11 protein-coding genes are annotated in these 12188 nt (G+C 59.6%); 3 read left to right on the top strand and 8 right to left on the bottom strand.

Going from position 1 to position 12188, the window contains the following annotated elements:
* Positions 1–12: 12 nt before the first annotated feature.
* Both IM737_RS04450 and IM737_RS04455 read right to left on the bottom strand, forming a co-directional pair.
* On the bottom strand, positions 13–891 hold the full coding sequence (locus IM737_RS04450) for a carbohydrate ABC transporter permease (RefSeq protein ID WP_236898654.1): 879 nt from the start codon (positions 889–891) through the stop codon (positions 13–15).
* The gene (locus IM737_RS04455) at positions 884–1822 is read right to left on the bottom strand and encodes a carbohydrate ABC transporter permease (protein WP_236898655.1); all 939 of its coding nucleotides are present in this window, start codon (positions 1820–1822) and stop codon (positions 884–886) included. The genes IM737_RS04450 and IM737_RS04455 overlap by 8 nt, the downstream gene beginning before the upstream one ends.
* A 293-nt stretch (positions 1823–2115) precedes the next feature.
* Between IM737_RS04455 and IM737_RS04460 the strand changes: the two genes are divergently transcribed.
* Positions 2116–3066, top strand: a complete 951-nt coding sequence (locus IM737_RS04460; RefSeq protein WP_236898656.1) for a LysR family transcriptional regulator — start codon at positions 2116–2118, stop codon at positions 3064–3066.
* Positions 3067–3096: 30 nt separating this feature from the next.
* On the opposite strand, the gene IM737_RS04465 is transcribed toward IM737_RS04460, so the two are convergent.
* The 6 genes from IM737_RS04465 to IM737_RS04490 all read right to left on the bottom strand — a co-directional run bounded on the left by IM737_RS04465 (position 3097) and on the right by IM737_RS04490 (position 10751).
* Complete coding sequence (locus tag IM737_RS04465; RefSeq protein WP_236898657.1) at positions 3097–4272, bottom strand: Gfo/Idh/MocA family protein; 1176 nt, start codon at positions 4270–4272, stop codon at positions 3097–3099.
* Positions 4273–4303: 31 nt separating this feature from the next.
* Positions 4304–5386, bottom strand: coding sequence for a Gfo/Idh/MocA family protein (locus IM737_RS04470; protein WP_236898658.1), 1083 nt, complete (start codon positions 5384–5386; stop codon positions 4304–4306).
* Between the two features lie 326 nt (positions 5387–5712).
* Positions 5713–7221, bottom strand: coding sequence for an ABC transporter substrate-binding protein (locus IM737_RS04475; protein WP_236898659.1), 1509 nt, complete (start codon positions 7219–7221; stop codon positions 5713–5715).
* 156 nt (positions 7222–7377) lie between these two features.
* Positions 7378–8223 (bottom strand): 3-keto-disaccharide hydrolase, encoded by an 846-nt coding sequence (locus IM737_RS04480; protein WP_236898661.1) that lies wholly within the window; start codon positions 8221–8223, stop codon positions 7378–7380.
* Between the two features lie 49 nt (positions 8224–8272).
* Complete coding sequence (locus IM737_RS04485) at positions 8273–9145, bottom strand: sugar phosphate isomerase/epimerase family protein (RefSeq protein ID WP_236898663.1); 873 nt, start codon at positions 9143–9145, stop codon at positions 8273–8275.
* Positions 9146–9827: 682 nt separating this feature from the next.
* Positions 9828–10751: a LysR family transcriptional regulator gene (locus IM737_RS04490; RefSeq protein WP_236898666.1), complete on the bottom strand. Its 924-nt coding sequence runs from the start codon at positions 10749–10751 to the stop codon at positions 9828–9830.
* Positions 10752–10884: 133 nt separating this feature from the next.
* Here IM737_RS04490 and IM737_RS04495 point away from each other — a divergent pair, with 133 nt between their 5' ends.
* Together IM737_RS04495 and IM737_RS04500 are read left to right on the top strand one after the other, a co-directional pair.
* The gene (locus tag IM737_RS04495; RefSeq protein WP_236895903.1) at positions 10885–11598 is read left to right on the top strand and encodes a hydrolase; all 714 of its coding nucleotides are present in this window, start codon (positions 10885–10887) and stop codon (positions 11596–11598) included.
* A 71-nt stretch (positions 11599–11669) separates the two neighbouring features.
* Positions 11670–11981: a c-type cytochrome gene (locus IM737_RS04500; protein WP_236898668.1), complete on the top strand. Its 312-nt coding sequence runs from the start codon at positions 11670–11672 to the stop codon at positions 11979–11981.
* Positions 11982–12188: the final 207 nt, after the last annotated feature.

A 12188-nucleotide genomic window follows, 5' to 3' on the forward strand; every position in this document is an offset into this window, starting at 1 on the left:
TATGCCCTCCGATTAGCCCTTCACCGCGCCGGCCAGGCCGTCAACGAAGTAGCGTTGCAAGAAAAGGAACAGGATGATGACGGGGATGATCGCGATCGCCGATGCTGCGGTCATTCCGCCCCAGTCAACGAAGTGCTCGCCACGGAACGAATAGATGCCGACAGAGAGTGTGCGCAACTCCGGGTTTGCCAGCGTGACCACTAGCGGGAGCAGGAAGTCATTCCAGGCCTGCAGGGTCTGCATGACGATGACCGTCACCACGATGGGCATGGACAGCGGCAACATGACGTACCAGAAGGTCTTGAATGGCCCGACGCCATCCATGCGGGCGGCTTCCTCGAGCTCTTTGGGCACTTGGGTGAAGTAACCGGCAAACAGAAGGGTGAATACGACGATCGAGTGACCACTGGTCGCCAGTGTTAGCCCCCAGAGCGACTGCGACAACCCGAACCGGGTGAGCAGCTCGACGATCGGGATAATCGTGAATGCCTGAGGAATGAAAAGGGTGAAGGCCATCAAACCGAAGATCGCCCACTTGCCCGGAAGCGGCCGACGCCCCAGGACGTAGCCCATTAGCGCGGACGACATCGTGGTGATGATCACGGACCCGACCGTGACGACCAGCGTGTTGAAGAAATACTTTGAGATATTCGCCTGCACCCAGGCCCTTGAGTAATTCTCGAACGTCGGCATTTCAGGGATAAGTCCTGAATTGCGGAACAACTCGTCGTTCGACTTGAAGGATGCAGCCAGCATCCAGAGCAGCGGATAGACCCAGATGGCGCATATGCCTGCGAGAACGACCGAAGTCAGGATGCGTTTCCCGCGGGGGCTAAACAGCGATTGGCGTTGAGCCGCCACCCGCGAGGAAGAAGCAGCGATATCAGCCATTGGAGACCTCCCGGCGGCGGCTACGAACCTTCTGGATGGCGACGCCCTGAAGGATAGTCAGACCCATGATAGCCAGGCCGAACAGGACGCCAGCGGCGGACGCGTAGCCGAGGCGCGGGAACTGCCCTGGACTCGGCGCGAACGCGGTGCGGAAAATGTAGACCTCCATCACCTCGGAAGCGAAGAATGGCCCGCCGCCCGTGGTTGCCTGAATGAGAGGAAAGACGTTCAGAGCAGCGATCGAGGAGATGAGCGCTATCACCGCGGCAAAGGGCGCTATGATTGGCAGGACGATGTGGAGGATCACCTGCCAGGTCTTCACGCCATCCAGCTTTGCAGCCTCATAGAGTTCGTTCGGCACGGTCTGGAGCGCCGCGAGCCAATAGATGAGGGTCACCCCGGTCCACTTCCAGACGAAAATGATGGCGAGCGACCACATGACCAGGTTCGGATCGCCGAAGAAATCCATCGGTCGCGACAGCATGCCAAGGTTCACGAGCAGACCATTGATAGGTCCATTGAACGGGCTGAGCATCAGAACCATGACGATGGCGATGACCGCCACCGGCGTCACGACGGGAAGGAAGATCAGCGTACGGAATAACGTCGAAAGCCTGAGCAGACGGTCGTTCAGAACAATCGCGAAGATCAGGCTCAAGAACATCTGGAGCGGGACCGTCGAGACGGTGAAGGCAAAGGAACGCGCAAAGGCGTCGCGGAAGAATTTGTCGTTCAAGAGCTCCTGGAAATTCCGCAGACCAACGAACGTCCCGCTATCCTCGAATCCGGACCAGTCCAGGAGCGAGTAGTAGTTTGATGCAAAGAGCGGCCACGCCACGAAAACACCGAAAATCAGCAGCCCCGGCACGATGAAAAGATAGTCTATGCGTGCGGCCCAGATGCGATGAAGCAGACGATCAGCGCGTGTCATGACGTGACCTCCTTCGCCTTGAGGCTGGCCGCGGCCAAGCGGTCGCAATGTGGCCCGCGCCATGTCGTCGGCATGTTGAGCATCTACTCCTCCGTCGTGAGGCGCCGAACTTCCGCCGAGCTGCCGTCCTCTCATGGCTAGCACCGGCAGCTATTCGAGAATAATGCAAAGATGCGCGGCTCCGATGTGAAATGATTATCACGCGTACCTCCTCTGCCCATTTGTGTTGATTATCACTTCATCTGATCGGTAAACCCAATGACAGGGCTTGGTGATACGTATACCTTATCGGCATGCTGGACCTGATGACACACCTGATGCGCTTGCGCACTGTCGCGGAAGCGGGGAGCATGCGCCGGGCCGCCGGCATACTCAGTGTGACGCAGCCCGCGCTGACCCGCTCGATAGCGCAGCTAGAAAGCCACTTCGGCAAACACCTCCTTGTTCGACATTCAAGAGGGGTCGTCCTTACGGGGTTCGGCGAGCGCGTCGTATCTTCTGTTCAAAGGCTGCAGCGACACTGGGAGCTGGAAGAGCGCAGCCTTGAAGATGACAAGTCCGTTCTGTCCGGCACCTTGCGTGTCCGGGCCGGTCCACTCTGGCGAGCAGTCATCCTGCCTGCAGTGGTCGCGGAACTGCACCGCCACCATCCTGACCTCGTCGTCGAGATACAGAATAACGGGTCGGGCCTGAACGACACGTTGATCGACCTCGTCGAGGGACGGTGCGATGTGGTCTTCGGAGGTGTGCAAGTCGTCGAGGAAAACAACCAGCGCCTTATGGTGCGCAACTACACCACCATCGTGGACCGGGTTGTTGCACGCGAGGACCATCCGATTTTCGGCGGGCTGCAAAAAGGGGAAAACCTGGATGCTAGTGCGCTGCTCAACTATCCATGGCTGGTTTATACGGCAGACCCTGTTTATGAGCTGCAAACCATCCACGCCTGCGTTGAGCGCCTCGGATCAGCACCCAGGATCCGTGCCAGCTGCGAATCCTTGATCGCGACAATTGCAATGCTGCAGAAGGGCGACTACCTCTGCATTCTTCCGGACCGTGCGGTTGCCAATACGATGAACCCACGAATCGTGCCGGTCCCCGTTGAACTTGGTCGCCGCACGATCGTCACGGGTGCTGTATTCCGTGGTGAGATGGTTGACTGGCCGCCGCTCAGTGGTCTGTTGCGCATCTGCGAAAAACACATCGGCAGCGAGGGTGATTTCGCTCCTTCTCCGCCGATGTAGTCACGTAGCGTCAGCGCCCTGATTGAACGGTCATGAACAGCGGCGCCACGACACTTCCTTTGACGAGGTTATGCAGGCGTCTATGAACATCAGGCCGGCCACGCCGTCATCCACTCCTGGAATCTGTCGCGTCAATGGGTTGGGGCTGCAACCGGCGATCCTGGCCGCCACGATCTCGGCAAAGTCACTATAGATATTGGCAAAGGCCTCAACAAAACCGCCCGGAAAGGCTCCGGTGCGCTGGACGGCTTTCTTGGTTAGGGGGTGCAGCGTTGGTAGCCCCACCATGCGTGTTTCGGCTGGCTGACCCTGGCGGGTGATCTGAAGTTCGTTGGCATTGGCCTGGTCCCAGACGAGACCGGCTTTGTCACCGTAGACCTCGATCGAAAACCGATTCACGGCACCCGAGGCTGCCTTGCTGGCGATAATGCTGCCCCTGGCTCCATTGCCCAATCGTATCAGGACGGATGCGCTGTCGTGCACCATACGTCCGGCGATCGCAGCGCCGAGGTCGGCGAACACATCGGTGACTTCTTCGCCCGTAATGTACCGGGTCAGATGGTGCGCGTGACTGCCAATGTCCGAAAGAGCGTGGCTCTGCCCCCCGCGCGATGGGTCGAGCCGCCACTTAAGGCGGGACGGCATCTGATCCGGGTCGGCTTCTACCATCGTACCCAGCGCACCCTGGAGGTAGGTAACGACGACCAGGTGCACTCGTCCGAGTTCGCCTGCAGCCACTGCCGCCCGCGCCTCCCTGACCATCGGGTAGCCGGAATAATTGTGAACCAGGCACAGCTCGGACCCGCTTGCCCGTGCCACCTCCGCGACACGCCTTGCATCCTCAAGCCGTGTTGATAGCGGCTTCTCACAAACCACATGGAAGCCGGCCTCGAGCGCCTTGATGGCATAAGGCACGTGGGTGTCGTCGGGGCTCATGATGGCGATAACATCAACCCTGTCCTCGCGTGCACCCTCCCCGGCAATCATCTCATCGACTGACGCATATGATCGCGAAATGCCGAGCTTGGCCGCGTTGTCTTCCGACCTCTCGGCATTCGAGGACAAGACCCCCGCAACAAGCTCGTAATAGTCGTCAGAGCGCGCGGCCAACCTGTGAATGGGCCCGATAAGGCTCGAACCACCACCACCAATTACGCCCAACCTCAGCCGGCGACCCAGCATAGCAATGACCGCGTTCTCGCTCATTCAACTCGACCCCATACTTCATTTTCACTGCTCACTGCGCGGCCATCAGTTTCATCATCTCGGCGAACAGTTCGATATCCTGGCGAGCATCCTTGATATCGGTCTTGGGGCGACGGCCCATCACCACGCAATCATGGAAGTATTCCCACTCGATGATGAAGCTGTCCTGCCTACTCTGGTAGCTGCTGCGCGTTGAAACACCTGTTGGCGTATTGGCCTCGGTGACCGTCAGCCGCGCGGGCTGGTGGCGAATAAAGGTCGTATCGTAGTCGACGCGAACCTGGCGCTGCGGCGTGAAAACCTCAAGATTCACGTCAAAGCGCGCAATCTGGTCGAAACCGGTCTCGAAGTGGCAGACGAAGTCGCCATAGTCAAAGACGGCGGAAATGAACCGGCCGCCGCGGCGGTACAACGCCGAAAGAACGCGTTGCGGCCGACCGATCAGTTCCCGCATTGCCGAGATATCGTGCGAGGAGAGACCCAGGAGCATGTTGTAGATGCCGGCCATCGTGTTTTCGTCTGTGCCAATGGCGGCTTTCAACGCCGCCGAACTGATCGCATCGAGGCGCTCTTTCTCCGCATCGGGCACGTCATCCCCGCGGATCACCGCCGTGATGGAAGACAGGAAGGCCGGGCTCTGGCCGACGATGTCCCTGACTCGGGCAAAGTTGATCTCGCCCCGTAGGGGCTCAATGAGTGCCACCGCTTCTTTGAAGGCGCCCGCGTGACGCCGCATATAGCCCACCAGGGCGATACAACCGCTCTCCTGCTCTGCAGATTGGAGTTCGCTTGCCTCCTCGAGGGTGAAGCACATCGGCTTTTCGATAAGCACGTGTTTACCGGCGCGCATGGCCTGCAGTGCGTGTGTGGCATGCAGTGCGCTCGGGCTCGCCACCAGCACGGCATCCACCGCGGGGTCGTTCAGCAGCGCCTCGAACGAAGCATAGGGCGTCGCTCCGGGAATGGTCTCGGCAAGCCTGATGGTCACGGATGGCGAGGCATCGTGCAAAGCTGCAATGAACAGCTTGTCCGGCAGATGCCGAAAGGCGGGAATATGCAAGGTTTGGACGGCCTGGCCGCAACCCACAATGCCGATCCCTAGGCGATTGGTCATGCAACAAGTTCCTCCTCGGCCTTTGGCTGATGCTCATCTGGCGGTTGGTTCGGCGCCCGACGCACGGGGCGAGGCGAACTGCGCGTTGCCGCCGCGCGTGCCTTCAACCACCTTGGCTCCTCCGAGCCAGCGACCGTGTTTTCGTGTTCAGCCCGTTGGACAAGCCTAGCCACCCCAGCCAGGCACGGACAATGCAAAGAAGTCCCGAAGATATCGGTGCGGTTATCACCAGAGGAGCTTTGTCGAGTCGACCGCACTACAGGGATGAACCGGCGACACGATATCGCCGGTTGCAGCGGCTTAGCGGCCGTAGATTCGTCAGACGCCTAGATGTGATCCACGGCGGGGTCCCAGTCGGGGAACACGAGGTCGGAACGGTTCACATTGGCGCCTTCGGCCTTTGCTGTGGCGAAGGCAGTGTCGAGTGCCACATTCATGGCCTCCTTGAGCACCGTCAGGCTCTCTTTCACGCCTGACAACTGGCCAGAATACAGACCCTGCACCGTTTGCGCTAGATTTGGGGTCGGCGCAACGTAGAGGCGCGCGACATCCACGAAGCCCGCATTCTTGGCATAGGGGTTGGGCGACACACGAACCTGATCTTCCTGCAAGGCCAGGATGCCGATCGAGCGCTCGGAGAGCGTCGCCCGTTGATTGGCTTCCGGGAACGCGGCCGGGTTGCCAGGCGATGCCACGCTTGCCCACTGGGTCTGCCCCTCGAGTGTACCCAGAATTTGGAATACGTCCGCGGCGTATTGCGGGTTCTTCGCCTTGGCGTTGATGAAAAGCAAGTCGCCAATGGCGATCACCGAATTTGTATAGGTCTTGCCATCCTTGCCGGCCGGAGCGGGCGTGGCGGCATAGCCGAAGTCGAAGTTGGGGTTTTCGGATTCCCACAGCGGCACGTTCCATGGTCCCTGCAGGATCATGCCGGCACCGCCTTGCGGCATCATGGCGCGAGCTTGTGGTGCAGACATACCCATCAGACCCGGGAATGCGCTGCCATCGTCGCGGATAGCCAACAACAGCTCGACAGCGCCGACAAATTCCGGGCTATCGACAACTATCTCGCCTGTGTGGAAGTCGACCCCGGAAGCAAAGCCGGCCGCAGAGTTGCCGCATGCCCTGCCCGCTCTGGCAGCCAGGCTGGTCACGGCGTCCGACCAACGGTTCGGCTGGTTTCCTCCTTCGATCCAGCCGTACATTCGACCCTTCGAATTGGTGGTAATCTGCTGTGCAGCGGCGCGGAACTGATCCCAATTGAGCGGATTGTCTGGTCCTGGGGTGAACTCGGTCAGGGCCATCGCTTCCTTGTTGAACAGCAGCAAGGAACTGCTGCGCCGGTCGCCGGTATAGGGTAGCCCATAGGTCTTGCCGTCGATGACGTTGACACCATCAATGAAGGCGCCTGCTGGAAACCCAGCCTTCCAGTTCGCGAAATCGGGGATCAGATCGTCGATTGGCTGCACCCAGCCCGACGCTACGGCGACAGAAGGCGGCATGCCGTTCGGAAGGATGAAAACGTCCGGCGCGGTGCCATTGCGGACACCAAGCGGCACCACGGTGCCGATATCGTTCCAGGTCAGGCCGTCGAACACGACCTCGATGCCACGGGCCTTCGAATACTCGGCGAAGAACTTGTTGTAGAATACAGTGTGCAGGTCGCCGATATCCAGATAGCGCAGAGGACCGTCAGCAGGCGGCAGGTCACTTGTTGCCGCTGGTATCCAGCTCTCCTGTCCCCAGCTGGGGGCGACCAAACCAGCAAGCGCCAGCGCGCTGGTAGATGCAAGAAATGCGCGGCGCGACAAGCCGCCGCCATGATTACCCGACATGTAGTCCTCCCTTTGACCCCGAGCGTTGTCGAGGTATCGCTACGCTATCCGGTGCAGACATGCGTGAATAATAGAAAGAGTCTGAGGCGCGATGCGCGCAGCTTATCGCAATGATCGGCTGATGCGGCTGCGTCGGTCACAGCCCCAGTAGGCTTGTTAGAGCTCGCGGATGCGAATGTTTCGCCACCGACAACAGGCATCGCGACCCCAGCGATCCTTGCCCAGCCCGGGATCATTGTCGTGGACCTCGAAGGCGATGTGCCCCTCCGGCCCCAGAAAATCGGCGACCGCTTCGGCGTCGTAGTTCAGCGCCTGCATCGCTGCCAGGTCGATAGCGGCGATTCTGAGGTCGTTGATCCACACTTCCGCGGTGGGCTTGGCACCAGCAATCCTTATGCGGAACTCGTTCCAATCCAGGAACCGCCAGGTGGACAGGAAGTCGGACACATCTGCCGCGTAGGTCAGGCGGTCGCGTTTCTCCGGTGTCATCGACGCGACGGTCCCGCTGCTGGTGTCTTCATACAGACTTATCGGTCGACCCTCGGCATCGTAGTTTGCGTTGACGGCAAACGGCGCGGCAGCCCACCCGCCAATGCCATTGCCATAGAAACCGCCGATTGCCCCTGTCCGGCGATGATCGAGCAACACCTGCAAGCCATGAAAAGTATGGGCTCGCTTGCGCAGCATGATTCCAGTATCTGCCGGCCAATCGGGGTTGGCCTCGAACATGAGCTCGAAGTCGCCATACTTGCGCTCGGTCACCAGGTAGCCGCCCCAACCGCTGCCGGGGCTATCCTGCCGGCCGACGATAACTCCGTCCTCCACGGTCCAGACCGCCGGGTGCTTGGCCGCCTGCTCGTTATAGTCGGCAGGAAAATGGTCTGGTGCTTTTTCCTGGACAGTCGGACCGCCTGGCCACATTTCACCATAGGTTCGCGGCGTCGCGAACCAGCCCGTGAGGTCGACACCGTTGAAGATTGACGTGAAGCCGTTATCGCCCATCAGTTCCTACCAATGTGAGCGACGCACTTGGCCACCGATTTCGTCCTCACTACTGCCGGCCGAGGCTCAAGCGCGGACGCAGCCACTCGGCCGCCACGCGGGCGCTCTCCGGCACGGTCGGCTGGTCCGCAATATCCACCTCGACGACGAACCACCCTTCGAAGGACCCAAGGGCCTTGATAGCACCCTCGAGATCGATGCTCCCCCTGCCCGGTTCGGTCCAAATGCTCGCCTTGTTGGCAGCGGTATAGGTCATCCCCTGATCCGCAACCGGCTTGCGATAGTCCTTGATATGCACCGCTCCTATCCGTCCGGAATGACGCAGGATGAAATCGGTCAGGTCGGCACCGGCCCAGCTGAGGTGGCCGGTATCCGGACCCACGAGAAGGTCTTTGGCGCTTATTCGATTCAGGATGAAGTCAGCCTCGTCTCCCGTCTCGATGCGCGTGCCGATGTGCGGATGCAGGCAGGGAACTATTCCTTCGCTCACCATTGCTGAAGCGACCTTCGCTAGGCCCTCCACGATACGAGACAGGCGCTCTTCGCTGCCGCCAACACCGAGCCCCGGCTTTTCCGTCCGTTCAGGGGCAACTCCGAATGCTTCTGCTATGAATACGCGATCAAGCCCGAGGCGGGCATGATCGCCGGCCAGGCGCCTTGCTGTGTTGATTGTGTCCGGCAGCTTTTCGGTGTCGGCAAAACTGGCCTGGAAATATCCCGGGGCTGGCACGAGGTCATACTGCTTGAGGAGCGCAAGATAGTCTTGTGGCGTGCTGCCGACAGGAATTGCCGAATGGATACCGTCGTAGCCGGTATCTCGAACAACAGAGAGTATCTCGGTCAGCGGCGGCGCTGCATCGGATCTGAAGCCTTCGGGGGTAAAGTAGAACGAGAGGGGGTTGTAGGCCATTTTTCTGGTCATTGAGTGCACTCCGGCGATTGAAGAAGTGGGGCATGTTCGCATGTTCTGGGATGTGAACATGCTTGGCGCGGCCGGCGCGCGAAGTGGTGGTCGACTCCGCGAAAGCCAGCACGCCCCGTACCTGACCTATGCTACCGTGGTAGGCGGCAAATTTTGTGCCTCTCTGAAAGGGCTTTCTCACTGGTGCCAGCGCCCTTTTTTGCTCAAACTAGCCGAAGCCCACCATGCAAGAATAATGCAAATAGTTCCCTAGGCTATGCGAACACCTTATCGCCCGTAACCTGCGGACGAGCCACTTGCGAGTGGCCCGCGCCACCAAACCAAACCGGTTACCTCCGCAAACAAAATCGTTGGAACCCGTAGAATTGGGTTTGAACCTGCCGCCGTTGCGATAAATCAGTCGAAGCCTTGGATACTAACGGCAAACTTGGTCTTGGCTTGCGCCACGACTACCGCGCTGGACCGGGCGAGTGCGCGTGTCACCCAGGAGCCGTCGAGGGCGTTGGATCAGAGTAAAACCAGGACGTTGGTGAATATCACCACACCCGTGTCCTCTTCGATCGTCATGCCGCCCATTTTGACGTCAATCGTTCAACAGCGGAAATGGAAAAGCGCCCCTGACTTTGAGGATTGTAAGGACGAACATCCGTGCACCAACGTCCGTCATATCCGCCTCTCCCGTCTAGTCTAGAAAGTCTAGGCCCCGGTCCCAGTAGGGCACGTTGCCTACTGCGCTCACCAGATGGTCGACAAACGCCCGAACCTTGCCAACGTCGATCCGGCCCGGAGGCATGACGGCATAGAAGGACGGCTCCAGCACTTTCCAATCGCATAGCAGCGGGATGAGTGCTCCCGATTTCAGATGGTCCGAGGCTATGAATGTCGGAGCAAGAGCCACGCCGACGCCGGCGACCGCCGCCTTGACCAGCGTCTCGCCATTGTTGCTACGAAGTCTGCCAGCCACTCGGACATTCTCGGTTTCACCGTTCCGGTCAAAACTCCAAGTGCCCCTTCGCGCCAAATAGTCGTACACGAGACACTGGTGCTGCTCGAGATCGGTTGGACTCTGGGGAGCACCGTTTGCATCGAGGTAAGCAGGAGACGCGCAGACGATCATGCGCGCCGGCCCCAGATGGCGCGCCAACAAGGTGGAATCTTCAAGGCGTCGGATCCGGATGGCGATGTCGTAGCCTTCCTCCACGACGTTGACCGTTCTGTCGTCCAGCGTGAGTTCAACGTCCACATCGGGATAGATGCAAAGAAACTCGCTCACAATATCGCTGAGATGAAGCACCCCGAACGACATTGGTGCGTTTATGCGCAACGTCCCTTTCGGCGACGCGGTCGCGCCCCTGATGTCCTGCTCGGCACCTTCAAGAAGACCGAACAGGGTCGATGCCGTCGAGGAGAGAGTACGGCCGGCCTCGGTGAGGCTGAGCCGCCGCGTCGTGCGGTTGAACAGTTTCGCGCCAAGCTCTTTTTCGAGATCAGCCACATGCTTGGTGGCGAGTGGTCTCGAAATCCCGAGCTTGTCCGCTGCCTTGGCGAAACTGCCCTGGGACGCGATGGTGACGAAGGTCCTCAGCGAGACAAGGTCGCGGATCATGGGTTGCTCTCGAGCTCATTACTATTCAGCCATATGAAATAGTATATTAGATTTCCTCTGAATTGTTATCAAACAGAAAGTGGCGGAATGTTGTCTCCTGCGATTTGAACATCGCTTTGCAAGGAGACCTAAAATGAATATATCTAATATCTTCAAAGCCCTAACACTGGTCCTTCCTCTGGGTCTGGTTGGTGCGAACGCCGAGGCCGCTCCAGCGGCCAGTAGCTTGCTGACGCCCGACAACCACGTCCTGCTGCTCATTGACCATCAGCCGCAAATGGCATTTGCCACCCGCTCGATCGACATCGCGGAACTGCGCAACAACGTCACCGGCCTGGCAAAGTCCGCCCAGGTCTTCGACGTTCCCACGATTCTGACGACCGTCGCTGCGGATTCGTTCAGCGGCAAGATCTTCCCCGAAATCCAGGCTGTCTTCCCTGACCAGGTGCCGATTGACCGTTCGACCATGAACACCTGGGAAGACCAGCGCGTCTCGGACGCCGTTGCCGAGACCGGTCGCAAGAAGATCGTTGTCTCCGCCCTCTGGACGGAAGTGTGCGGCGTGATGCCGGTGCTCTCCGCCCTCGAACAGGGCTACGAGGTCTACTTCGTGACTGATGCGTCCGGCGGTATCAGTGACGAGGCCAACGACAGGGCGATCGAGCGGATGGTTCAGGCTGGTGCCCGTCCGATCACTTGGGTTCAGTACCTTCTCGAACTTCAGCGTGACTGGGCGCGCGGTGAAACCTATGCCGCTGTCATGGACATCGCGAAGGAGCACGCAGGCGGCTACGGGCTGGGCATCTTCTACGCAGAGACGATGTTCCACGCCCAGGAAGGCCAGTAGTCCCAGCGGGCGGCCGGTTCCAACCGGCCGCCCTTACTCTTGGTAATCACTACATCGAAGGTCCGCTCATTATGAAGGCTTGGATACTCGCCATCGCCCTGCTCGCTGCCATCACTGGACCGGCGGCTTCCCAGGATCGCGCCGGTGACGAAATCTATCGCGACTACTGTTCTGCCTGCCACGCGCCTGCAAATGTGATGGTGAATTCTCCGAAGGCCGGCGTTGCGAGGGACTGGAACACCCGGCTAGCAAGAGGTCTGCCCGCCTTGCTGAAGTCGGCCATCGAAGGATTCGAAGCGATGCCGCCGAAGGGTTTATGCGAAGACTGTTCGGACGAGGAACTGGAGGCGGCGATCCGGTTCATGGCGGGTTTGAGCGACTGAGGTCTAGAGGCCGCCGCGGACGTTGTCGGTATTTTTGCGCGGCTCTAGTCCCCTGACATCGCGCAGTGTCCGCCGCGCGATCTCTCGAATGGGCCGGGCGAGGCGCTATACCTACGCCACAGGTGCAGCCCTCAAATCGCGCAAAATCTAGCGGTGATCCTTGCGCAATATACCGAGAAGCAGCGCTCGCAACCCCGCTGGGTACAT

Origin of the sequence: Devosia sp. SL43 (genome assembly GCF_021729885.1) — a bacterium.
In the GTDB taxonomy this organism is placed as follows: Bacteria; Pseudomonadota; Alphaproteobacteria; order Rhizobiales; family Devosiaceae; genus Devosia.

Bases quoted from the DNA above. Each gene is read 5' to 3' on its own strand.
- IM737_RS04450 (WP_236898654.1), bottom strand. From the start codon at position 891: ATGGCTGATATCGCTGCTTCTTCCTCGCGGGTGGCGGCTCAACGCCAA.
- IM737_RS04455 (WP_236898655.1), bottom strand. From the start codon at position 1,822: ATGACACGCGCTGATCGTCTGCTTCATCGCATCTGGGCCGCACGCATA.
- IM737_RS04460 (WP_236898656.1), top strand. From the start codon at position 2,116: ATGCTGGACCTGATGACACACCTGATGCGCTTGCGCACTGTCGCGGAA.
- IM737_RS04465 (WP_236898657.1), bottom strand. From the start codon at position 4,272: ATGAGCGAGAACGCGGTCATTGCTATGCTGGGTCGCCGGCTGAGGTTG.
- IM737_RS04470 (WP_236898658.1), bottom strand. From the start codon at position 5,386: ATGACCAATCGCCTAGGGATCGGCATTGTGGGTTGCGGCCAGGCCGTC.
- IM737_RS04475 (WP_236898659.1), bottom strand. From the start codon at position 7,221: ATGTCGGGTAATCATGGCGGCGGCTTGTCGCGCCGCGCATTTCTTGCA.
- IM737_RS04480 (WP_236898661.1), bottom strand. From the start codon at position 8,223: ATGGGCGATAACGGCTTCACGTCAATCTTCAACGGTGTCGACCTCACG.
- IM737_RS04485 (WP_236898663.1), bottom strand. From the start codon at position 9,145: ATGACCAGAAAAATGGCCTACAACCCCCTCTCGTTCTACTTTACCCCC.
- IM737_RS04490 (WP_236898666.1), bottom strand. From the start codon at position 10,751: ATGATCCGCGACCTTGTCTCGCTGAGGACCTTCGTCACCATCGCGTCC.
- IM737_RS04495 (WP_236895903.1), top strand. From the start codon at position 10,885: ATGAATATATCTAATATCTTCAAAGCCCTAACACTGGTCCTTCCTCTG.
- IM737_RS04500 (WP_236898668.1), top strand. From the start codon at position 11,670: ATGAAGGCTTGGATACTCGCCATCGCCCTGCTCGCTGCCATCACTGGA.